Origin of the sequence: Deinococcus murrayi DSM 11303 (genome assembly GCF_000482805.1) — a bacterium.
GTDB classification, from domain to species: domain Bacteria; phylum Deinococcota; class Deinococci; order Deinococcales; family Deinococcaceae; genus Deinococcus; species Deinococcus murrayi.
The window spans coordinates 1-20074 of the sequence record NZ_AXWT01000036.1 but is presented as its reverse complement, the minus strand read 5'-3'; the positions used below and the strand labels follow the sequence as shown (position 1 = coordinate 20074).

At 66.2% G+C, this 20074-nt stretch carries 37 protein-coding genes; 35 read left to right on the top strand and 2 right to left on the bottom strand.

The window, feature by feature from the left end; all coding sequences use genetic code 11:
• The 31 genes from H565_RS16030 to rplQ all read left to right on the top strand — a co-directional run.
• The coding region (locus tag H565_RS16030; RefSeq protein WP_133009300.1) for an EF-Tu C-terminal domain-related protein at positions 1 to 95 on the top strand (95 nt) is incomplete at its 5' end.
• 4 nt (positions 96 to 99) lie between these two features.
• Positions 100 to 423, top strand: coding sequence for a 30S ribosomal protein S10 (gene rpsJ / locus H565_RS0108400; RefSeq protein WP_027460653.1), 324 nt, complete (start codon positions 100 to 102; stop codon positions 421 to 423).
• Entirely contained in the window at positions 420 to 1040 is a 621-nt protein-coding gene (rplC, locus tag H565_RS0108395; protein WP_027460652.1) for a 50S ribosomal protein L3, read from the top strand. Before rpsJ ends, rplC begins: the two co-directional genes overlap by 4 nt.
• Positions 1041 to 1043: 3 nt before the next feature.
• On the top strand, positions 1044 to 1667 hold the full coding sequence (gene rplD / locus H565_RS0108390; RefSeq protein ID WP_027460651.1) for a 50S ribosomal protein L4: 624 nt from the start codon (positions 1044 to 1046) through the stop codon (positions 1665 to 1667).
• Positions 1664 to 1951 (top strand): 50S ribosomal protein L23, encoded by a 288-nt coding sequence (locus H565_RS0108385; RefSeq protein ID WP_027460650.1) that lies wholly within the window; start codon positions 1664 to 1666, stop codon positions 1949 to 1951. The genes rplD and H565_RS0108385 overlap by 4 nt, the downstream gene beginning before the upstream one ends.
• A 13-nt stretch (positions 1952 to 1964) precedes the next feature.
• On the top strand, positions 1965 to 2798 hold the full coding sequence (gene rplB / locus H565_RS0108380; protein WP_027460649.1) for a 50S ribosomal protein L2: 834 nt from the start codon (positions 1965 to 1967) through the stop codon (positions 2796 to 2798).
• A gap of 11 nt (positions 2799 to 2809) precedes the next feature.
• Positions 2810 to 3097, top strand: coding sequence for a 30S ribosomal protein S19 (gene rpsS / locus H565_RS0108375; RefSeq protein ID WP_027460648.1), 288 nt, complete (start codon positions 2810 to 2812; stop codon positions 3095 to 3097).
• Positions 3094 to 3522, top strand: coding sequence for a 50S ribosomal protein L22 (rplV, locus tag H565_RS14800; protein ID WP_027460647.1), 429 nt, complete (start codon positions 3094 to 3096; stop codon positions 3520 to 3522). Before rpsS ends, rplV begins: the two co-directional genes overlap by 4 nt.
• On the top strand, positions 3522 to 4268 hold the full coding sequence (gene rpsC, locus H565_RS0108365) for a 30S ribosomal protein S3 (protein ID WP_027460646.1): 747 nt from the start codon (positions 3522 to 3524) through the stop codon (positions 4266 to 4268). Before rplV ends, rpsC begins: the two co-directional genes overlap by 1 nt.
• On the top strand, positions 4268 to 4693 hold the full coding sequence (rplP, locus tag H565_RS0108360) for a 50S ribosomal protein L16 (RefSeq protein ID WP_027460645.1): 426 nt from the start codon (positions 4268 to 4270) through the stop codon (positions 4691 to 4693). The genes rpsC and rplP overlap by 1 nt, the downstream gene beginning before the upstream one ends.
• Positions 4680 to 4913 (top strand): 50S ribosomal protein L29, encoded by a 234-nt coding sequence (gene rpmC, locus H565_RS0108355; RefSeq protein WP_027460644.1) that lies wholly within the window; start codon positions 4680 to 4682, stop codon positions 4911 to 4913. The genes rplP and rpmC overlap by 14 nt, the downstream gene beginning before the upstream one ends.
• Complete coding sequence (gene rpsQ, locus H565_RS0108350) at positions 4910 to 5194, top strand: 30S ribosomal protein S17 (protein ID WP_027460643.1); 285 nt, start codon at positions 4910 to 4912, stop codon at positions 5192 to 5194. Before rpmC ends, rpsQ begins: the two co-directional genes overlap by 4 nt.
• Entirely contained in the window at positions 5191 to 5595 is a 405-nt protein-coding gene (gene rplN, locus H565_RS0108345; protein WP_027460642.1) for a 50S ribosomal protein L14, read from the top strand. The genes rpsQ and rplN overlap by 4 nt, the downstream gene beginning before the upstream one ends.
• Complete coding sequence (gene rplX / locus H565_RS0108340) at positions 5595 to 5942, top strand: 50S ribosomal protein L24 (RefSeq protein ID WP_027460641.1); 348 nt, start codon at positions 5595 to 5597, stop codon at positions 5940 to 5942. Before rplN ends, rplX begins: the two co-directional genes overlap by 1 nt.
• Before the next feature lie 64 nt (positions 5943 to 6006).
• Positions 6007 to 6546: a 50S ribosomal protein L5 gene (rplE, locus tag H565_RS0108335; protein WP_027460640.1), complete on the top strand. Its 540-nt coding sequence runs from the start codon at positions 6007 to 6009 to the stop codon at positions 6544 to 6546.
• 8 nt (positions 6547 to 6554) lie between these two features.
• The gene (locus tag H565_RS0108330) at positions 6555 to 6740 is read left to right on the top strand and encodes a type Z 30S ribosomal protein S14 (protein ID WP_027460639.1); all 186 of its coding nucleotides are present in this window, start codon (positions 6555 to 6557) and stop codon (positions 6738 to 6740) included.
• A 209-nt stretch (positions 6741 to 6949) separates the two neighbouring features.
• Positions 6950 to 7351 carry a 30S ribosomal protein S8 gene (gene rpsH / locus H565_RS0108325; protein WP_027460638.1) on the top strand — a complete coding sequence of 134 codons (402 nt, stop codon included), beginning with the start codon at positions 6950 to 6952 and terminating at the stop codon, positions 7349 to 7351.
• A 107-nt stretch (positions 7352 to 7458) separates the two neighbouring features.
• A complete protein-coding gene (gene rplF / locus H565_RS0108320) occupies positions 7459 to 8016 on the top strand; it encodes a 50S ribosomal protein L6 (RefSeq protein ID WP_027460637.1) in 558 nt (185 codons plus the stop codon).
• The gene (rplR, locus tag H565_RS0108315) at positions 8016 to 8354 is read left to right on the top strand and encodes a 50S ribosomal protein L18 (protein ID WP_027460636.1); all 339 of its coding nucleotides are present in this window, start codon (positions 8016 to 8018) and stop codon (positions 8352 to 8354) included. The genes rplF and rplR overlap by 1 nt, the downstream gene beginning before the upstream one ends.
• Complete coding sequence (rpsE, locus tag H565_RS0108310; RefSeq protein ID WP_027460635.1) at positions 8344 to 8925, top strand: 30S ribosomal protein S5; 582 nt, start codon at positions 8344 to 8346, stop codon at positions 8923 to 8925. Before rplR ends, rpsE begins: the two co-directional genes overlap by 11 nt.
• A complete protein-coding gene (gene rpmD / locus H565_RS0108305) occupies positions 8922 to 9104 on the top strand; it encodes a 50S ribosomal protein L30 (protein WP_034402209.1) in 183 nt (60 codons plus the stop codon). The genes rpsE and rpmD overlap by 4 nt, the downstream gene beginning before the upstream one ends.
• Complete coding sequence (gene rplO / locus H565_RS0108300; RefSeq protein ID WP_027460633.1) at positions 9101 to 9565, top strand: 50S ribosomal protein L15; 465 nt, start codon at positions 9101 to 9103, stop codon at positions 9563 to 9565. The genes rpmD and rplO overlap by 4 nt, the downstream gene beginning before the upstream one ends.
• Before the next feature lies 1 nt (position 9566).
• On the top strand, positions 9567 to 10889 hold the full coding sequence (gene secY, locus H565_RS0108295) for a preprotein translocase subunit SecY (protein ID WP_027460632.1): 1323 nt from the start codon (positions 9567 to 9569) through the stop codon (positions 10887 to 10889).
• A 95-nt stretch (positions 10890 to 10984) separates the two neighbouring features.
• Complete coding sequence (locus tag H565_RS0108290) at positions 10985 to 11590, top strand: adenylate kinase (protein ID WP_027460631.1); 606 nt, start codon at positions 10985 to 10987, stop codon at positions 11588 to 11590.
• Positions 11591 to 11691: 101 nt separating this feature from the next.
• Positions 11692 to 11934: a translation initiation factor IF-1 gene (infA, locus tag H565_RS0108285; protein ID WP_019588656.1), complete on the top strand. Its 243-nt coding sequence runs from the start codon at positions 11692 to 11694 to the stop codon at positions 11932 to 11934.
• Positions 11935 to 12066: 132 nt separating this feature from the next.
• Complete coding sequence (gene rpmJ / locus H565_RS16025) at positions 12067 to 12180, top strand: 50S ribosomal protein L36 (RefSeq protein ID WP_012693977.1); 114 nt, start codon at positions 12067 to 12069, stop codon at positions 12178 to 12180.
• A 2-nt stretch (positions 12181 to 12182) separates the two neighbouring features.
• The gene (rpsM, locus tag H565_RS0108275; RefSeq protein WP_027460630.1) at positions 12183 to 12563 is read left to right on the top strand and encodes a 30S ribosomal protein S13; all 381 of its coding nucleotides are present in this window, start codon (positions 12183 to 12185) and stop codon (positions 12561 to 12563) included.
• A gap of 3 nt (positions 12564 to 12566) precedes the next feature.
• Positions 12567 to 12962, top strand: coding sequence for a 30S ribosomal protein S11 (gene rpsK, locus H565_RS0108270; protein ID WP_027460629.1), 396 nt, complete (start codon positions 12567 to 12569; stop codon positions 12960 to 12962).
• Between the two features lie 140 nt (positions 12963 to 13102).
• Complete coding sequence (gene rpsD, locus H565_RS0108265) at positions 13103 to 13723, top strand: 30S ribosomal protein S4 (protein ID WP_027460628.1); 621 nt, start codon at positions 13103 to 13105, stop codon at positions 13721 to 13723.
• Between the two features lie 13 nt (positions 13724 to 13736).
• Positions 13737 to 14726 (top strand): DNA-directed RNA polymerase subunit alpha, encoded by a 990-nt coding sequence (locus H565_RS0108260; RefSeq protein WP_027460627.1) that lies wholly within the window; start codon positions 13737 to 13739, stop codon positions 14724 to 14726.
• Between the two features lie 62 nt (positions 14727 to 14788).
• Positions 14789 to 15139 carry a 50S ribosomal protein L17 gene (gene rplQ / locus H565_RS0108255; RefSeq protein WP_027460626.1) on the top strand — a complete coding sequence of 117 codons (351 nt, stop codon included), beginning with the start codon at positions 14789 to 14791 and terminating at the stop codon, positions 15137 to 15139.
• 129 nt (positions 15140 to 15268) lie between these two features.
• On the opposite strand, the gene trxA is transcribed toward rplQ, so the two are convergent.
• A complete protein-coding gene (trxA, locus tag H565_RS0108250) occupies positions 15269 to 15601 on the bottom strand; it encodes a thioredoxin (RefSeq protein ID WP_027460625.1) in 333 nt (110 codons plus the stop codon).
• A 107-nt stretch (positions 15602 to 15708) separates the two neighbouring features.
• Between trxA and H565_RS0108245 the strand changes: the two genes are divergently transcribed.
• The 4 genes from H565_RS0108245 to H565_RS0108230 are packed head-to-tail and all read left to right on the top strand — an operon-like array spanning position 15709 to position 18933.
• Positions 15709 to 16044 carry a DUF309 domain-containing protein gene (locus tag H565_RS0108245; protein WP_027460624.1) on the top strand — a complete coding sequence of 112 codons (336 nt, stop codon included), beginning with the start codon at positions 15709 to 15711 and terminating at the stop codon, positions 16042 to 16044.
• Between the two features lie 43 nt (positions 16045 to 16087).
• Positions 16088 to 16675, top strand: coding sequence for a LabA-like NYN domain-containing protein (locus tag H565_RS0108240; protein WP_027460623.1), 588 nt, complete (start codon positions 16088 to 16090; stop codon positions 16673 to 16675).
• Positions 16665 to 17696, top strand: a complete 1032-nt coding sequence (gene plsX / locus H565_RS0108235; RefSeq protein WP_027460622.1) for a phosphate acyltransferase PlsX — start codon at positions 16665 to 16667, stop codon at positions 17694 to 17696. Before H565_RS0108240 ends, plsX begins: the two co-directional genes overlap by 11 nt.
• 55 nt (positions 17697 to 17751) lie before the next feature.
• Positions 17752 to 18933: a mechanosensitive ion channel family protein gene (locus H565_RS0108230; protein WP_027460621.1), complete on the top strand. Its 1182-nt coding sequence runs from the start codon at positions 17752 to 17754 to the stop codon at positions 18931 to 18933.
• Between the two features lie 7 nt (positions 18934 to 18940).
• On the opposite strand, the gene H565_RS14795 is transcribed toward H565_RS0108230, so the two are convergent.
• Positions 18941 to 20074, bottom strand: a 1134-nt coding sequence (locus H565_RS14795) for an ATP-dependent metallopeptidase FtsH/Yme1/Tma family protein (RefSeq protein WP_034408872.1), incomplete at its 5' end; no start/stop codon positions are given.

Here is a 20074-nt window from a genome sequence, read left to right as displayed (position 1 = left end):
TTAAGCCCATCGCCATGGAAGAAGGCCTGCGCTTCGCCATCCGCGAGGGTGGCCGCACCGTCGGCGCCGGCGTCGTCACCAAGGTCCTGGAGTAAGACAATGGTTGCCCCGAAGATTCGTATCAAACTGCGTGGCTTTGACCACAAGGCGCTGGACCAGTCCGCCTCCAAGATTGTGGACACGGTCCGGCGCACCGGGGCGGATGTCAGCGGCCCCGTGCCGCTCCCCACCCGCATCCGCCGCTTTACCGTGCTGCGCGGGCCGTTCAAGCACAAGGACAGCCGCGAGCACTTCGAGATTCGCACCCACAACCGTCTGGTGGACATCATGAACCCCACCAAGAAGACGATTGATTCTCTGATGACCCTCGACCTGCCTACGGGCGTCGACATCGAGATTAAGACCGTTGGGGGCCGCGCATGAAGGGCATTCTCGGCACCAAAATCGGCATGACCCAAATCTGGAAGGGTGACCGCGCCATTCCGGTGACGGTGGTGCTGGCCGGGCCGTGCCCCGTTGTGCAGCGCAAGACCGCCCAGACGGACGGCTACGAAGCCGTGCAGATTGGCTTTTCGCCTAAGAGCGAAAAGCGCGTGAACAAGCCCATGCTGGGCCACTTCCGCAAGGCGGGCGCGTCCCCGGTGCGCTTCCTGCGTGAGTTTCGTGACTTTGCCCCTGAAGGCGACACCGTGAGCGTCGACATTTTCGCTGAAGGCGAGAAGATTGATGCCACCGGGACCTCCAAGGGGAAGGGCACCCAGGGCGTCATGAAGCGCTGGAACTTTGCCGGTGGTCCGGCCAGTCACGGCTCCAAGAAGTGGCACCGCCGCCCCGGTTCGATTGGTCAGCGCAAGACGCCGGGCCGCGTGTATAAGGGCAAGCGCATGGCCGGGCACATGGGCATGGAGCGCGTCACCGTGCAAAACCTCGAAGTCGTTGAGGTGCGGGCGGACGAGAACCTCATCCTGGTCAAGGGTGCGATTCCCGGCGCGAACGGTGGCCTCGTGGTGCTGCGCCAGGCCGCCAAGGGAGGCAAGTAAGACATGGCGCAGATCAATGTCATCGGGAGCCGGGGCGGGCGCAGCATCGCTCTCGACCTGCCCGAAGTGAACCCGCACGTGCTGCATGAGGTCGTGACCTGGCAGCTCGCCGGTCGCCGCCGCGGCACCGCGAGCACCAAGACGCGGGCCGAAGTCAGCAAGACGGGCAAGAAGATGTACTCCCAGAAGGGGACCGGCAACGCTCGCCACGGCGACCGTTCCGTGCCCACCTTCGTGGGCGGCGGCGTGGCCTTTGGCCCCAAACCCCGCTCCTACGCGTACACCCTGCCCCGCAAGGTGCGGCAGCTCGGCCTGGCGATGGCGCTGGCCGACCGCCAGCAGCAGGGCAAGCTGGTGGCCGTCGACGGCTTTGACCTCGATGGCAAGACCAAGAGCTTTGTCGCTTGGGCCAAGCAAAACGGCATGGACGGCTCCGAGCGGGTGCTGGTCGTTACCGACGACGAGCTGACTCGCCGCGCCGCGCGGAACGTCGCGTGGGTGACGGTGCTGCCGGTCGCGGGCCTGAACGTCTATGACATCCTGCGTCACGAGCGCCTCGTGGTGGATGCGGTCGCGCTGGAACCCGCGCAGGATGAGGGCGGCGCAGAAGAGGGGGCCGCGCAGTGAGCCACTACGACATCATCAAGCAGCCCGTCGTCAGCGAAAAGGCCTACGCGGGCATGGAGCGCGGCGTGTACGCCTTCTGGGTGGACCCCAAGGCCACCAAGACTGAAATCAAGGCCGCCATCCAGCAAGTCTTTGGCGTGACCGTGACCGGCATCAGCACCATGAACGTGCCCGGCAAGCGCAAGCGCGTGGGCCGGTTCGTCGGTCAGCGGGCCGACCGCAAAAAGGCCATCGTGCGCCTCGCCGAAGGCCAGACCATCAGCGCCCTTGAGGGCCAGGCCTAAGGAGAGACTGAACATGGCCGTCAAGAAATACCGTCCCTACACCCCGTCGCGTCGGCAGATGACGACCGCGGACTTCAGCGGACTGACCAAGAAGCGTCCCGAAAAGGCCCTGACCGAGCCGCTGCCCAAGACCGGCGGACGCAACAACCGGGGCCGCATCACCAGCCGCTTTATCGGCGGCGGTCACAAGCGCCTCTACCGCATCATCGATTTCAAGCGCCGTGACAAGGCGGGGGTGTCGGCCCGCGTCGCCGCCATCGAGTACGACCCCAACCGCAGCGCCCGCATCGCCCTGCTGAACTACGTGGACGGCGAGAAGCGCTACGTGCTGGCTCCTGAAGGCTTGAGTGTCGGCATGAGCGTGAACGCTGGGCCGGAAGCCGATCCCAAGCTCGGCAACGCACTGCCCCTGCGCTTCGTTCCGGTGGGGGCCGTGGTGCACGCCGTTGAACTGGTGCCCGGCAAGGGCGCTCAGCTTGCCCGCTCGGCGGGGACCTCCATTCAGGTGCAGGGCAAGGAAGGCGATTACGTCATCCTGCGCCTTCCCAGCGGAGAGCTGCGCCGCGTGCACTCCGAGTGCTACGCGACCATCGGCACGGTGGGCAACGCCGAGCACAAGAACATCGTGTTGGGCAAGGCGGGCCGCAGCCGCTGGCTGGGCCGCAAGCCCCATCAGCGTGGCAGCGCCATGAACCCGGTCGACCACCCCCACGGCGGTGGTGAAGGCCGTACGGGTGCGGGCCGTCAGCCGGTCAGCCCCTGGGGTCAGCCGGCCAAGGGCCTGAAGACCCGCAAGAAGCGCAAGATTTCGGACCGCTTCATCATCACCCGCCGCGGCGGGAAGTAAGGAGGGGAGCTATGCCCCGTAGCCTCAAAAAAGGGCCGTTCGTAGACGACCACCTCCTGAAGAAGGTGGACGCCCAGAACGAGCGCAAGGACAAGCGCGTTATCAAGACCTGGTCGCGCCGCAGCACCATCGTGCCGGAAATGATCGGCCACACCATCGCCGTTCACAATGGCAAGCAGCATGTGCCGGTGTTTGTCAATGAACAGATGATTGGCCACAAGCTCGGCGAGTTCTCGCCCACCCGCACCTACCGCGGGCACGGGGCAGACAAGAATGCCAAGGGGAGCAAGAAGAAATGACCGCTCCTGAAACGACCCCCACCCAGGGCTTCCGCAACAAGAAGCAGCGCAAGCAGCAGGTCAAGCTGCGCCGCCCCGGCTATGCGGTGGCGAAGTACGTGCGCATGAGTCCGCGCAAGGTGCGCCTCGTCGTGGACGTGATTCGCGGCAAGAGCGTCGCCGAAGCCGAGGACCTGCTGCGCTTTATCCCCAAGAGCGCGTCTGAGCCGGTCGCCAAGGTGCTCAAGAGCGCCAAGAGCAACGCCATTCACAATGACGAGATGCTCGAAGACCGCCTCTTTGTGAAGGCGGCCTACGTGGACGCTGGGCCGACCCTCAAGCGGCTGCTTCCCCGCGCCCGTGGCAGCGCCAACATCATCAAGAAGCGCACCAGCCACATCACCATCATCGTGGGCGAGCGCGAGACGCGCCGGGGGAACAAGTAATGGGCAACAAGATTAACCCGAACGGCTTCCGCCTGGGCATCACCCGTGGCTGGAACAGCCGCTGGTACGCGGGCAAGAAGCAGTACGCTGGCCTCCTCAAGGAAGACGAGCGCATTCGCAAGATGGTGAGCCAGAAGCTCGCCGCTGCCGGCATCGCCCGCATCGAAATCGAGCGGGCGGGCCAGCAGGTCAACGTGATTATCTCGGCGGCCAAGCCCGGCATCGTGATTGGCAAGGGCGGCGAGAGCATCAAGCAGCTGCGCAGCGATATCGAGCGCCTCGTGAGCGCTGGGACCGTGGCTGTGAACGTCGCGGAGATTCCCAACCCCAACATCAGTGCGCCGCTGGTGGCCCTGCGCATCGCCGAGCAGATTGAGCGCCGCTTTGCCTTCCGCCGCGCCATGAAGCAGGCCGCGCAGCGGGTGATGGAGTCGGGTGCTCGCGGCGTCAAGATTGTGCTGTCGGGCCGCCTCGGCGGGGCCGAGCAAGCCCGCACCGAGAGCGTCCGCGAGGGCCGCGTGCCCCTGCACACCCTGCGTGCCGACATCGACTACGGCACCGCCCGCGCCGAGACCACCTACGGCTCGCTGGGCATCAAAGTGATGGTGTTTAACGGCGAAGTCATCGGGGGCAAGACCGAAACGCTGGCCCGCCCCCAGCGCCGCAACGACGAGCGCCGCCCCGACGGTGGTGACCGTCCCAACCGCCGCCGCCCCACCGCGCGGCGTCGTCCCGGAGGTGAGTGATGCTTCTTCCGAAGCGCACCAAGTACCGCAAGCAGTTCCGTGGCCGCATGAAGGGCGACACCAAGGGCGGCGATTACGTCGCGTTTGGTGACTACGGCCTGGTGGCCCTGGAGCCGGCCTGGATTCGCTCGAACCAGATTGAGGCGTGCCGTATCGTCATGAGCCGCCACTTCCGCCGCGGGGGTAAGATTTACATTCGTATCTTCCCCGACAAGCCCATCACCAAGAAACCCGCCGAAACCCGAATGGGGAAAGGGAAGGGGGCCGTGGAGTACTGGGTGAGCGTGGTCAAGCCGGGCCGCGTGATGTTCGAGGTGTCGGGCGTGACCGAAGAGCAGGCGAAGGAAGCGTTCCGCCTGGCGGGTCACAAGCTGCCCATCCAGACCAAGATGGTCAAGCGCGAGGTCTACGATGAAGCCCAGTGAGATGCGGAATCTTTCGGACGCCGATTTCGCTCGCGAGATTGACGCCCGCAAGAAAGAACTGATGGAACTGCGCTTTCAGGCGGCGATGGGCCAGCTTGCCCAGCCGCACCGCGTGCGCCAGCTCCGGCGCGAAGTGGCGCAGCTCAACACCATTCGGAGTGAGCAGCGCCGCGCCGCGCGCGTGGCCCAGGCCCAGAGCGCTCCAGGAGACAGCCAATGAAAAAGACCTTTACGGGCGTCGTGGTGAGCGACAAGGCCGACAAGACGGTGAGCGTCAAGGTCGAGCGCCGCTTCATGCACCCGCTGTACGGCAAAATCGTGACGCGCTCTAAGAAGTACGCCGCGCACGACGAGGCCAACGAATACCGGATTGGCGACCGCGTGGAAATCATCGCGGTGCGGCCCATCAGCAAGACCAAGACCTGGAAAGTCACCCGCCTGATCGAGCGCCCGCGTGGCATCGAGACCACGGCGGTCGAGACGGAAGGCGGTAACGCATGATTATGCCCCAGTCCCGCCTCGACGTGGCGGACAACAGCGGCGCGCGCGAACTGATGTGCATTCGCGTGCTCAACAGCGGCATCGGCGGCAAGGGCCTGACCACGGGCGGCGGCGGCAACAAGCGCTACGCCCACGTCGGGGACATCATCGTGGCGTCGGTCAAGGACGCGGCTCCGCGCGGCACCGTCAAGGCGGGCGACGTGGTGAAGGCCGTGGTCGTGCGGACCAGCCACGCCATCAAGCGCCAGGACGGCAGCACCATCCGCTTTGACAAGAATGCCGCCGTCATCATCAACAACCAGGGCGAGCCGCGCGGCACCCGCGTGTTCGGGCCGGTGGCCCGCGAGCTGCGTGACCGCCGCTTCATGAAGATTGTGTCGCTGGCCCCGGAGGTGCTGTGATGCCCCGTCCCAGCGCTGGAAGCCACCACAACGACAAGCTGCACGTGAAAAAGGGCGACACCGTCGTCGTGCTCAGCGGCAAGCACAAGGGCCAGACCGGGAAGGTGCTGCTCGCTCTGCCCCGCGAAGCCAAGGTGGTTGTCGAGGGCGTGAACCTCGTGACCAAGCACGTCAAGCCTTCGGCGAGCAACCCCACGGGCGGCATCGAGCGCCGTGAGGCGGCCCTGCACGCCAGCAAGGTGGCCCTTGTCGACCCCGAAACGGGCAAGGCCACCCGCGTCCGCAAGCAGATGGTGGACGGCAAGAAGGTGCGGGTCGCGGTCGCGAGCGGCAAGGTCATCGACTGACATTCAGGGCCACGCCCAGGCGCGTGTTCCCGGGCGACCACGTCCGCCCGAAGAGAGGCCAGACATGCAGACCCTCAAGACCAAGTACAACGAGCAGGTGCGCCCTCAGCTCATGCAGCAGTTCGGCTACTCCAGCGTGATGGCCGTGCCGCGCATCGAGAAAATCGTGATTAACGAGGGGCTGGGGTCCTCGAAGGACGATTCCAAGGCCATCGACAAGGCGGCCCGCGAACTCGCTCTGATTACCCTGCAAAAGCCCATCGTCACCAAGGCCAAGAAGAGCATCTCCAACTTCAAGCTGCGTCAGGGGATGCCGGTCGGCATCAAGGTCACGCTGCGCGGCGAGCGCATGTACGTGTTCCTGGAGAAGCTGATTAACATCGGCCTGCCGCGTATCCGCGACTTCCGCGGCATCAACCCCAACGCCTTCGATGGCCGCGGCAACTACAACCTCGGCATCAAGGAGCAGCTGATCTTCCCAGAGATTACCTATGATATGGTCGACAAGGTGCGCGGCATGGACATCACCATCGTGACCACCGCGAAGACCGACGAGGAAGCTCGGGCGCTCCTGCAGGCCATGGGCCTCCCCTTCCGGAAATAAGGATTGACATGGCGAACACCTCTAAAGTCGTGAAGGCGCAGCGTGGCAGCAAGTTTGCCGTGCAGAACTACAACCGGTGCAGCCGCTGTGGCCGCGCCCGTGGCTACTACCGTTTCTTCGGGATGTGCCGCATCTGCATTCGCGAACTCGCGCACCGCGGGGAACTCCCCGGCGTCAAAAAGGCGAGCTGGTAATCCCGCCCGCCGCCCCCACCCCTCGCCGGATACGAACTGACCCCCTTTGGGCAGTGATCGTCCGGTTCAGGGATAAGCACCCAACAGAAGAAGCGCCCCCTCGCGGCCCACTTTCTTTGGGAAGACTCCGGAAGCTGTGCCCCGCCCCACGGGTCAGCTTCCCCCCAGCCGGGGCCACTGCATTCAGGTCAAGCCCCCGGAGGAGAACCATGCTGAGTGATCCCATTGCCGACATGCTCACGCGCATCCGCAACGCGACGCGCACCTACAAGGAGAGCGTCGACATCCCGGCTTCCAAGTTCAAGGAAGAACTCGCCCGCCTGCTGATGCGCGAAGGTTACGTGGCGGGCGTGGAGCGCGTGCGCCCCGAAGGCCAACAGTTCGACGTGCTGCGCCTGACCCTGAAGTACGGAGCCAAGCGTGAGCAAGTCATCAAGCACATCGAGCGCGTCAGCCGCCCCGGTCGCCGCGCCTACGTGAGCGCCGAAAACCTCCCCCGCGTGCAGCGCGGCCTGGGCCTCGCCGTCGTCTCGACGAGCAAGGGCCTGTTGCCGGACCGCGAGGCCCGCAAGCAGGGTGTGGGTGGCGAAGTCATCTGCATTCTGTGGTAAGCCCGCAGCCCTGACCTCTGGCACGCGCCCCCGGCTCTGGCCTCGGCCCTGAGCTGAGTTGCCAGCCCCGCGCTTGCTTAGAACTTAAGGACTCAAGGAGGACAGGTATGTCCCGTATTGGTAAACAACCCATCGCCGTGCCTAGCGGCGTCACTGTGAGCGCCGAGGGTGGCCTGTTCCGGGCCAAAGGCCCTAAGGGCGAACTCACCGTGCCCTATAACCCCGCTCTGACCATCTCGACCGAGGGCGACCAGTTGGTCGTGACCCGGCCCAGCGACCGCCAGGAGCACCGCGCCCTGCACGGCCTGACCCGCACGCTGGTGGCCAACGCCGTGAAGGGTGTCTCTGAAGGCTTTACCGTCAACCTCGAACTGCGCGGGGTCGGTTACCGCGCCAAGCTCGCGGGCAAGAACCTCGAACTCGCCATCGGGTACAGCCACCCGGTCGTGATTGAGCCGCCCGCTGGCGTGACTTTTGCGGTGCCGGAGCCGACCCGCATCGACGTGTCGGGCATCGACAAGCAGCTCGTGGGGCAGGTCGCGGCCAACGTGCGCAAGGTGCGCAAGCCGGACGCCTACCACGGCAAGGGCGTGCGCTTTGTGGGCGAGCAGATTGCCCTCAAGGCAGGGAAGGCCGGAGCCACCGGCGGGAAAGGGAAGAAGTGATGGCGAACCAGACTGCCATTCGGCGCAAGCTGCGCACCCGCCGCAAGGTGCGTGCCGCCGCCGCGGAGCGCCCGCGCCTGAGCGTGTTCCGCTCCAGCAAGCATATCTACGCCCAGATTATCGACGACACCACCGGCACCACGCTGGCCGCAGCGAGCAGCAGTGGTCTCAAGACCGGCACCAAGACCGACACCGCTGCGGCGGTGGGCCGGGCGCTGGCCGAGGCTGCTGCCGCCAAGGGTGTCAAGCAGGTCGTATTCGACCGCGCCGGGTACAAGTACCATGGCCGGGTGAAAGCGCTCGCAGAAGCGGCGCGGGAGGGTGGCCTTGACTTTTAATCGTCGCAATGACCGTGAGCGGGAGACGGGCGAGTTCGAAGAGAAGATGCTCTTTGTCAACCGCACGTCCAAGACCTACCAGGGGGGCCGCCGCTTCCGTTTTGCCGCGCTCGTGATTCTCGGCGACCGCAATGGCCGCGTGGGGATGGGCATCGGCAAGGCCAAGGAAGTGCCTGTCGCCATTGAGAAGGCGAAGGCCATCGCTCGCAAGAACATGATTCACGTGCCCGTGGAAAACGGCACCATTCCCCATGACATCATTGGCGAGAACAGCACCAGCCGCGTGCTGCTCAAGCCTGCGGGTCCCGGTACGGGCGTGATTGCGGGCACCGTGCCCCGTTCCATCGCCGAGCTGGCGGGCATCACCAACATGCTTTCCAAGGAACTCGGCAGCCGCAACAAGGTCAATGTGGCCTACGCGGTGTTTGATGGCCTGAAGAACCTGCGCACGGCCAAGCAGGTGCGTTCGGCCCGTGGCCTGGACGTGCAGGCGCGGCCCCAGGTGGTCAGCGCGGGGTCTGTCTCGGCAACCACTGAAGGCGGGGCGGCCCAGGCGGGAGGTGCCCTGTGAGCACCCCGACCGTCAAGGTGACCCTGCGCCGCAGCGTGATTGGGCGTCCTCAGAACCAGGTGCAGACCGTCAAGGCGCTGGGGCTGCGCAAGATTGGTGACACCCGCGAACTCGCCGATACCCCGGCGGTGCGCGGCATGATTAAGACCGTTCAACATCTGGTGGAGGTGGAAGCGTGAAGCTCCACGAACTGACCCCGGCGCCCGGCAGCCGCAAGAGCCGCAAGCGCGTGGGCCGTGGCCCCGGCGGCACCGACAAGACCGCTGGGCGCGGGCACAAGGGCCAGAAGTCGCGCAGCGGCGCGGGCAAAGGCGCCTTCTTTGAGGGGGGCCGCAGCACGCTGGTGAGCCGCCTGCCCAAGCGCGGGTTTAACCATGTCGGCACGACCTACGAGGTCGTCAACCTCGGCCAGCTTGCCGGGCTGGAAGGGGAGACCTTTGACCGCGCCGCGCTGGAGCGGGCCGGGCTGGTGCGCCGCAAGGGGCGTCCGGTCAAGCTGCTGGGCCGCGGCGAGCTGACCCGCGCCGTGACGGTGCATGTGGATGCGGCGAGCGAAGGGGCAGTCCGGGCCGTCGAAGCGGCGGGCGGCCAGGTCGTGATTGCCCAGGCCAGCAGCGAGAACGCCGAGCAGGCGGGCTAACATGCTGCGCGCCTTCCGCGACGCGTTCCGGATTCCGGACCTGCGGCGGAAGATTGTCTTCACCCTGCTGCTGCTGGCCGTCTATCGCCTCGGAAGCACCATTCCGACGCCGGGCGTCAATGCCGCAGCCCTCGCGGAGGCCACCTCAGGTGGCCTTTTCGGGTTAATCAGCCTGATTTCGGGGGGCAATCTTTCGCAGTTTTCTATCTTCGCCCTGGGGGTGCTGCCCTACATCACGGCCAGCATCGTCATCCAACTGCTGACGACCACGGTTCCCAAACTCGAAAAACTCAGCAAAGAGGGCGAAGAGGGCCGCAAAAAAATCAACCAGTACACGCGCTATTCGGCGATTGCGCTGGGGGCATTTCAGGCCCTGTTCTTCTCGCTGTACATCACCAGCAACCCGCAGTTCATCGCGGTGGGCTGGGACCCCGGTCTCTTTACCGTGTTGGTGATGGTGCTGACCCAGGTGGCGGGCGTGGCCTTTACCATGTGGATTGGCGAGCGCATCACCGAAGTGGGCGTCGGCAACGGCATCAGCTTGATTATCACGGCGGGCATCATCGCCAACTACCCGCGAGAGATTGCGGCTACGGGCGAACTCTTCCGCAACGACCAGGTATCGCTGCTCCAGATTCTGGCCTTTGCCGCCGTCATTCTGGTGACCATCGCGGGCATCGTGTATGTCTACCAGGGCGAGCGCCGGGTGCCCGTTACCTACGCCCGCGCCCGCGGCGGCGTGCCCGGTGGGGCGGCCCGCAACCTGGGCGGACAGGCGACCTGGCTGCCCATCAAGGTCAACCAGGCGGGCGTGATTCCGGTGATTTTTGCCTCGGCCATGCTGATTATTCCCAACCTGATTGGCAGCGCCACCGCCGAGCGCGCGCCGGAGGTCAACGCTTTTATCCAGACCTACCTGACCTTTGGCAGCCCCTGGTACATCCTGCTGGAGGCCGCGCTGATTTTCGGGTTTACGTACCTGTACAACAGCGTGCAGTTTGACCCCCGGCGCATCAGCGAGCAGCTTCGCGAGGCGGGCGGCTTTATTCCCGGCGTGCGGCCTGGCACCCAGACCGCCGAGTACCTGGGTGCCATCAGCAGCCGCCTGAGCCTGTGGGGGGCCATTTTCCTGGTTGTGCTGACGGTCTTTCCGCAGCTGGTGCAGCGGGCAACGGGCATCACCACCTTCCAGTTCAGCGGCACGGGCCTGCTGATTATCGTGGGGGTGGCGCTCGAAACCCTCAAGCAGCTCGAAGCGCAGCTCACCGTGCGGCGCTACGACGGCTTTATCAGCAAGGGCCGCATCCGCAGCCGCCTGAACTGACAGCTTTCTGGCCCCTCGCCGCTCACCTCCGGGTGGGCGGTTTTCTTCGGTTTTTGGTTCCTGGCGTCTATGCTGTAGTCCCTAAAGGAGGAAAGGTGACACAATCCGGAAATAAGGTCGTGATTTTTCTCGGCCCTCCCGGTGCCGGCAAAGGGACCCAAGCCGAGCGCCTGGCTCAGGAAGAGGGCCTCACCAAAATCAGCACCGGAGACATCCTGCGTGACCACGTGGCGCGGGGGACCGAGCTGGGGCAGCGAGTGAGGCCCATCCTGGATGCGGGGGCGCTGGTGCCCGACGACATCCTCATGGCGCTGATTCGGGACCGCCTCGCGGGGATGGACGCGGTGCGGGTCATCTTCGATGGCTTTCCGCGCACCCGTGCTCAGGCCGAGGCTCTGGACCGACTGCTCGAAGAGTTGGGAGCGCCCGTCAGCGCGGTTCCGCTGTTGGAGGTGCCCGACGAGCTGCTTATTGAGCGCATCGTGGAGCGGGGGCGGCAGGCGGCCCTGCGCGGCGAGCCGGTCCGCAGCGACGACACCGAGGAGGTCGCCCGCAAGCGCCAGCAGGTCTACCGCGAGCAGACCCAGCCGCTCATGGACTATTACGGAGCACGCGGCTGCTTGCGCCCGGTGAACGGCGTCGGCACCATGGACGAGGTTTACGGGCGCATCATGGCGGCGCTGGGTGAGGAAAGCCGCTAAGGCTCTGCGCAGGCGCGGCGGCGCTTGCCCGCTGGACCCGTCCCGTGCTAGCTTTTCCTTTGGCTTGTATCAAGCCTGGAGGTGACGTGGCGAGACGAAAGATGCCGGAACAGCGGGAGAAGCGCAAGAAGGAAGAGTCCGATACCGTGCGGGCCGAGGGCGTGGTGGAAGAGGCGCTGCCCAACACTACCTTCCGGGTCAAGCTCGATACTGGGCACGACATTCTGGCCTACATCAGCGGCAAGATGCGGATTCACTACATTCGGATTTTGCCTGGTGACCGCGTGGTCCTGGAAATCAGCCCCTACGACACGTCGCGGGGGCGCATCGTCTACCGCAAGTAAGCCCCTCCGGGTGGTGGTACCCAACAGATTCCCCAGTGTACGGCCCAGGGCCGATAGGGGGGTCGAGCGCTGCTGAGCGCGGGGCACCAGGTGGACTGGGGCCGTGACGTGAGGCGGCTGCGAGGAGGACACATGAAAGTTCGCAGCAGTGTCAAGAAGATGTGCGACAACTGCAAGGTGATTCGCCGCCACGGGCGCGTGCTGGTCATCTGCTCTAACGTCAAGCACAAGCAGAGGCAGGGCTAAATATGGCGCGTATTGCTGGTGTGGACCTGCCGCGCGAGAAGCGCGTTGAGATTGCCCTGACCTACATCTATGGCATTGGCCTGACCCGCTCTAAGCAGGTGCTGGCGCAGACGGGCGTGAACCCCGATACCCGCGTCAAGAACCTCAGCGAGGCCGAGCAGAGCACCCTGCGTGAGGCCATCGAGCGCACCTATAAGGTGGAAGGTGACCTCCGCTCGGAAGTCGGCCAGAACATCAAGCGTCTGATGGACATCGGCGCGTACCGTGGCCTGCGCCACCGCCGCGGCCTGCCGGTGCGCGGCCAGCGCACGAAGACGAACGCCCGCACCCGCAAGGGACCGCGCAAGACCGTCGCGGGCAAGAAGAAGGCGACGAGGAAGTAAGCCATGGCCAAGACCACCAAGGGCAAGACCCCCCGCCGTGCCCGGCGCAACATCAGCGCGGGCCGCGCATACGTGCACGCGAGCTACAACAACACCATCGTGACCATCACCGACCTTGACGGCAACTCTGTCGCGTGGTCGAGTGGCGGCACCATCGGCTACAAGGGCAGCAAGAAGGGCACTCCCTATGCCGCTCAGCTCGCCGCCGCCGACGCCGTGAAAAAGGCTCAGCAGACCTTTGGCATGAACGTCGTGGACGTGATTGTGCGCGGCACCGGTTCGGGCCGCGAGCAGGCTATCCGCGCGATTCAGGCTTCCGGCATCGAAGTGAAGTCCATCATGGACGACAGCCCCGTGCCGCACAACGGCTGCCGTCCCAAGAAGAAGTTTCGCGCCTAAGCGCGCCCGCGCGCGCCCACCTGTCCCGCTTCCGCTTCACTGATGTGAAAGAGCCGCACCACCGGCGAGGAGGCGGGCACCAGAGGGCCGCAGACCCGGCGAGCAGGTCCTGACGCCTGCCGCCACAAGGAGAACAAGACATGGGTCGTTTCCGTGGTTCCATCACCAAGCTCAGCCGCCGCGAGGGCATCAACCTCGCCGAGACTGAGAAAGTCCAGAAGTACCTTGACCGGCGCCCCTATGCGCCCGGTCAGCACGGGCAGCGCCGGGGCCGTGGCCGCCCCAGCGACTACAGCGTGCGCCTGCGCGAAAAGCAGAAGCTTGCCCGGCTGTACGGCGTCAACGAGAAGCAGTTTCGCAACCTCTTCGAGGAAGCCGCGAACGTTCCCGGTGTGACGGGCACGGTGTTCCTGCAACTGCTGGAGCGCCGCCTCGACAACGTCGTGTTCCGCATGGGCTTTGCCAGCACCCGCCGCCAGGCCCGGCAGTTTGTCGGCCACGGGCACGTGCTCGTCAACGGCAAGCGGGTGGATATTCCCAGCTACCGGGTCAAAATCGGCGACGAAATCAGCGTGTCCGAGAAGAGCCGTTCTATGGGCTTTATTCAGGAGAACATGGAAGCGCAAAAGCGCCGCCGCGTCTCGCCCTGGATTGAGCTGAACCCCGAAACCTTCAGCGGCACCTTCGTGCGCCTGCCCGCCCGCGAAGACCTCGCCCTGCCCATCAACGAGAACTTCATCATCGAGTACTACTCGCGCTAATCGGGAGGCCCCAGTGGATCAAAAGCGCCCTCAACTCAAAGCCCGCGTCGACGGCGATTACGGCGAGTTCGTGCTCGAACCGCTCGCGCGTGGCTACGGCGTCACCATCGGGAATCCCATCCGGCGCATCCTGATGTCCTCGATTCCCGGCACCGCCGTGACGAGCGTCTACATCGAGGATGTCCTCCACGAGTTTTCGACCATCCCCGGCGTCAAGGAAGATGTCATTCGCATCATCCTCAACCTCAAGGAACTCGTCGTGAAGTTCCACGCTCCGGGTCCCAAGACCCTGACCCTGCGGGCGCAGGGCGAGGGTGTGGTGCGGGCGAGCGCCTTTGAGGTGCCCAGTGACGCCGAGATTGTCAACCCCGACCTCCCCATTGCCACCCTTGCCGAAGACGGCAAGTTGGTGATGGAGGTGCGCGTCGAGGAGGGCGAGGGGTACGTCCCCGCCGACAAGCACTCCACCAAGGACCGCATCAACTCGATTCCGGTGGACGCTGTGTTCTCGCCGGTGCGCCGGGTGGCCTACCACGTGGAGAATACCCGCGTGGGTCAGCAGACCGACCTCGACCGCCTGATTCTGCGCATCTGGACCGACGGCAGCGTCGGCCCCCAGGAGACGCTCGACAAGGCCGTCGAGATTCTGCGCGACGAGCTGTCGGTGTTTGGGAATGTGGAGACGCTCCCGGCCTCGGCGGAGCTGACTCCGGCCTACGCGCCTGTGGCCCCCGTGGCGGCGGCTCCCGAAGTGCCCCGGATGCCTGACCTCGACCCCGGCTCATACCCGGCGGGCGACCTCGACACGCCCCGCGTGACCCTCGAAGGACTGGGCCTGACCACCCGCGTGCTGCACTCCCTCAAGGAAGAAGGCATCGATTCGGTGGACGCCCTGTGCGCTCTTTCCGACCGCGACCTGAAAAAGGTGCCCGGCATCGGCGAGCGCAGCCTCGACGAGATTAAGCAGCAGCTCGCGCAGTTTGGCCTCGCCCTGCGTGACTAACTTAGGGGCGCGGCTTTGTCCTGCTGCGCCTCACCCCCCAGTCACCCTCAAGGAGATTCCCCATGCGTCACGGTAAAGCCGGTCGCAAGCTCAACCGCAACAGCAGCGCCCGCGTCGCCCTGGCCCGTGCTCAGGCGACCGCCCTGCTGCGCGAGGGCCGCATCCAGACGACCCTCACCAAGGCCAAGGAGCTGCGCCCCTACGTCGAAAAGCTGATTACCACCGCCAAGGGTGGGGACCTGCACGCCCGCCGCCTCATCGCCCGCGACATCCACGACAAGGAAGTGGTTCGCAAGGTGATGGACGAGGTCGCTCCCCGCTACGCCGAGCGTCAGGGTGGGTACACTCGCATCCTGCGCATCGGCACCCGCCGCGGCGACGGCACCACGATGGCCCTCATCGAACTCGTCTGAACCCAGTGCCCTGACAGCACCCCGACCCCGCCCCGGCGGGGTTTTTTGCTGGGCGGAGGGCAGGGGCACAACAACAAGGGCCGCCTCCCCTCTTCAGAAGCGGGAAGCGGCCCAGCGCAGGGGTGAGGGTCAGTTCGCGGCGTTGGCTGCCGCGTACTTGTCGAGCAGAGCTTCGAAGGCCCGCTTGGGCTGGGCACCGACCATGCCCTCGACGGGCTGGCCGTCCTTGAAGAGAATCATGGTGGGGATGCTCATGACCCGGTACTGGCCGGAGGTGGCGGGGTTATCGTCGACATTGAGCTTGGCGACCTTGACCCGGCCCTCGTACTGCCCGGCGAGTTCTTCGATGACGGGAGCGATGATGCGGCACGGCCCACACCAGGGTGCCCAGAAATCCACCAGGGTCAGGCCCTGGGCGATTTCAGTTTGAAAGTTGCTGTCGTTGAGTTCCACAGGCTTCATGGGGCGAGTATACCCCCCGTGGGTAAGCTTGGATAGGAGGGAGATGCACCCCGCCTAACGGTGGGTTCATGCGCCGGGGGCTGCGCTAGGCTGCGGAGGTGACGGAGCTGAACCAGCACTGGCTGCGCGAGGGCACCCGCCTCTTTAACGCAGGAGAGTGGTGGGAGGCGCACGAGGCCTGGGAGGGGCCGTGGCGCACGGCGACGGGTCCGGAGCGCGATTTCCTGCAAGCCTTGATTTTGCTGGCTGCCGCTCTGCACAAGCGCTGGCACCACGGCAGCCTCAGCCACCGCAACTTTTACAAGGCGGAGGTGTATCTGGAGCGGCTCCCCGACACCTACGGGGGGGTGGAGCTGCGGCGGCTGCGCGCGGAGGTGTGGGCGGCGCTGCATGACCCAGCCCGGCGACCACAGCTCCGGCTGGAGCAAGGTCCCGTATGCTGAGGGCTGACGGGGGGCTGTGGAACGCTCCCCGGCGGGAGTTTCTATGACTGAACGCATTGCCCTCTTTATTGACGGGGCCAACGTCTATGCGGCGGCCCGCCGCCTGGGTTGGAACTTCGACCACCGCAAGATTCTGGAGCACTTCCGGGCGGGCGGCACCCTCCACAACGCCTTCTATTACACCGCCGTGCCTGCCCACCCCGACGACAAGCAGAAGCGCTTTGTGGACGCCCTGACCTACATGGGCTATACGGTCCGCACCCGCCCGCTGCGCGAGGTCACCGATGAGCACGGCGAGACGCAGCGCCGGGCCAGCCTCGACATCTCGCTGGTGACCGACCTGCTGACGACCGCCGACCGCTACGACACCGCCGTCCTGCTGACCGGCGACGGCGACTTCGAGCGCCCGGTCGAGGTGCTGCGGGCGCGGGGCAAACGGGTGGTCGTGGCGAGCATTCCCGAAATGACGAGCTACGAGCTGCGCAACGCCGCCGATGAGTACGTGGACCTCTCGGCCCTGCGCTCCGAAGTCGAGCGCCCCGGCTACCGCCTGCCCAGCGAGGGCCGCGCCGAAGGAGGCAGCCGTCCCTTTTATGTCACGGCGGCCCTGACGGAGCCGGATGAACGCTGAGCCGGGCACCCCAAAGACCACCCTGCCCATCGCCCTGGACGCGGTGGGCGGGGACCACGGAGCCGCGCCAAACGTGGAGGGCGCGGTGCAAGCGGCCCGTGCGGGGGTGCCCGTGTTGCTCGTCGGGCCGCGCGTGACGCTGCACGCCGAACTCGGCAAGCATCCCGGCAGCGCCAGCCTGCCCCTCGACGTGGTGGACGCCCCCGACGTCATCGGGATGGACGAGCACGCCTCGGACGTGCGGGGCCGCACCGGGGCGAGCATCAACGTCTGCACCCGGCTGGTGAAGGAGGGCCGGGCTGCCGCCGCCGTCAGCATGGGCCACAGCGGGGCGACGATGGCCTCGGCGCTGCTGACCCTGGGGCGGGTCCGGGGCGTGGACCGCCCGGCCATCTTGACGCACCTGCCCAGCAAGAAGGGCTTCGTGACCCTGCTCGATGTGGGCGCGAATGCGGACGTGAAGGCGAACTACCTCGCGCAGTGGGCGCGGCTGGCGACCGTCTACCTGCGGGTGGTCGAAGACCGCGCCCATCCCACGGTGGGCCTGCTCTCTATCGGCGAAGAACCCCACAAGGGCAATCAGCTCGTGCTGGAGGCGCATGGGTTGCTGCGGGAGTTGCACGGGCAGGGCATCACCTTCCACGGCAACGTGGAGGGCCGCGACCTCTTCTTGGGCACGACCGATATCGTGGTCACGGACGGCTTTACCGGGAATGTGGTCCTCAAACTCGCGGAGGGCGAGGCCAAGGTGCTCTTCGGGTGGGTGCGCGAGGCGTTGGGGAGCAGCCTGAAATCCAAGGTGGGCGGCCTCCTCGTGCGCCCGGCGCTGCGGGGCCTGGCCGAGCGGATGGACCCCAGCACCTATGGGGCGAGCATCCTGCTGGGGGTACGCGGGCTGGTCTTTATCGGGCACGGCAGCGCGGACGCCCGCGCCGTCAAAAACGCCCTGCTGCGGGCCGCCCGCGCCCACGAGGCGGACCTGGTGGCCCGGCTGGAGGCCGCGCTGGCCCCCCCCACCTGACCCGGCGTTGTCCGGCCTCACCTCCCCATGCCAGGCTGGGGCAATGCTCAACGACCTGCTCAACGAACTCACCTTTCAGTTTCGCAAGCCCCAGGTCTGGCTCGGCCTGGGGCTGACCCTGGTGGTGGCCTACGCGCTGTGGCGGTTTGGGCGGACCCTGCTGCGCGCCCTGCGGGGCCACGCGCCCCCCCGGTTGGTGCGGGGCCTGGTTGGGCTGTGGACCGCCGCCGTGGCCCTGGGCTGGTTGGCGGTCGCCACGCGGGTGGCCTACCTGCCCAGCGTGCCCGTGCTCTTTGAACTCGGCGGGGACATTGTGGACGGCTTTCGGCACAGCGCCGGACAGGTCCTCGTCATCGTGGCCTTGTCGCTGATTGGCTGGAACCTGATTGGCACCCTGACCTCGCGCATCGTGGCCGAAGAAGAGTTCAGCCGCCGCACCGTGCGGGTGCAGACGCTGCGGGGGGTGGTGGACAGCACGCTGAAGGTCGCGCTGGTGATTCTCGCCCTGATTGCCGGATTGCAGGCGCTGGGGGTCAATGCGACCAGCCTGCTGGCCGGCGTATCAGTGCTGGGCCTCGCGGTGGGGTTTGGGGCGCAGAGCCTGATTAAAGACGTGTTTACCGGGTTTTTTATCCTGCTCGAAGACCAGTACGGGGTGGGCGACGTGATTACCGTGAACACCGGGCAACTGAGCGGCAATGTGGAGCGCCTCAACCTGCGGGTGACGGCGCTGCGGGCGCTCGACGGCACGGTCCACATCATCCCCAACGGACAGATTCAGACCGTCAGCGTGAGCAGCAAGGACTGGTCCAGGGTAGTGGCGACCGTGGACGTGACCTACCACGCCGACATTGACGAGGCGGTGCGGGTGCTAGAGCGGGTCAGCCGCGAGCTGTATGCGGACCCGGCTTGGTCGGCGTCCTTCCTGGAGGAACCGGAGCTGCAAGGGGTGACCCGCCTCGGCCCCGACGGGGTGACCCTGCGGGCGCTGTATAAGGTGCAGCCCAAGAGCCAGTACGCCCTGGGCCGCGAGTTCAACCGCCGCATCAAGATTGCCATGGACGAGGCAGGCATCGAGATTCCGGCTCCGCAGCGCAGCCTGAGCTTTGGCTCCACGCCGCTGGAAATCAAGGTGTCGGGCGCTCCGGCCCCCGACCCCCGCCGCAGCCAGAACCGCACCCATGCCCCGGTGCCGCCCTCCCTGACCCGTGACCCAGAGGAAGAGGAGCTGAGCTGAGCCGCCCTCAAGCGGGCAGCCCTGGGGGTGGCAGCGGGGCCGGGGGCGGCGGCTCGTCCAGGATGCCGCCCGCGAGCAGGGTAGAGAACTCCTCGCCGCTGAGCGTCTCGCGGCGCAGCAGCACCTCGACGACCTGGTGGACGCGGGGCAGGTGGGTCTGCACCAGGGCGACGGCGCGGGCATAGGCTGCCTCGATGATGGCCCGGACTTCCTCATCGACCGCATGCGCGGTTGCCTCGCTCATGGGCGCGAGCTGCGGGCCGCCGCCCAGAAAACCCGCCCCGCCCTCGGCCAGGGCCACCTTGCCGATGCGCGGCGACATGCCCCACTCGGTGACCATGCGCCGGGCGAGGCCAGTCGCCTGCTGAAAGTCATTCTGGGCACCCGTGGTGATTTCCCCGAACACCACCTCCTCGGCGGCGCGGCCCGCGAGGGCGACCGCAATCATGTCCTCCAGCGCGGGGCGGGTGACGTGCAGGCGGTCGTCGGCGTCGGGCATCATGTACCCCGCCGCCCGGCCCCGCGGCACCACGGTCAGCTTGGCGACCCGCTGGGAGTGCGGCAGAAGTTGAGCGGCGAGGGCATGTCCGACCTCGTGGTAGGCAGTGACCCGGCGGTCGGCTTCCCGCACCACCAGGCTGCGGCGTTCCGGTCCCATCAAGACCCGGTCGCGCGCTTCTTCCACGTCCCGCATCACAATCTTCGACCGCCCCGCCCGCGCTGCCCCCAGCGCCGCCTCGTTCAGCAGGTTCTCCAGGTCTGCCCCCACCATCCCCGCCGTCCTTCTGGCAATGACGCCGAGGTCGACCGACGGGTCCAGGGGCTTCTTGCGGGCATGAATGCGCAGGATCATCTCCCGCCCCCGCACGTCGGGGGCGTCCACGACGACCTGACGGTCAAAGCGTCCTGGACGCAGCAGCGCGGCGTCCAGGACATCGGGGCGGTTGGTGGCCGCCAGGATGATGACCTCCTGTCCGGAGGAAAAGCCGTCCATCTCCACCAGGAGCTGATTGAGGGTCTGTTCGCGTTCGTCGTTGCCGCCCTGGAGGTTGACGCCGCGTTTTCGGCCAACGGCGTCGATTTCGTCGATAAAGACGATGCAGGGGGCGGACTTGCGGGCCTGTTCGAAGAGGTCGCGGAC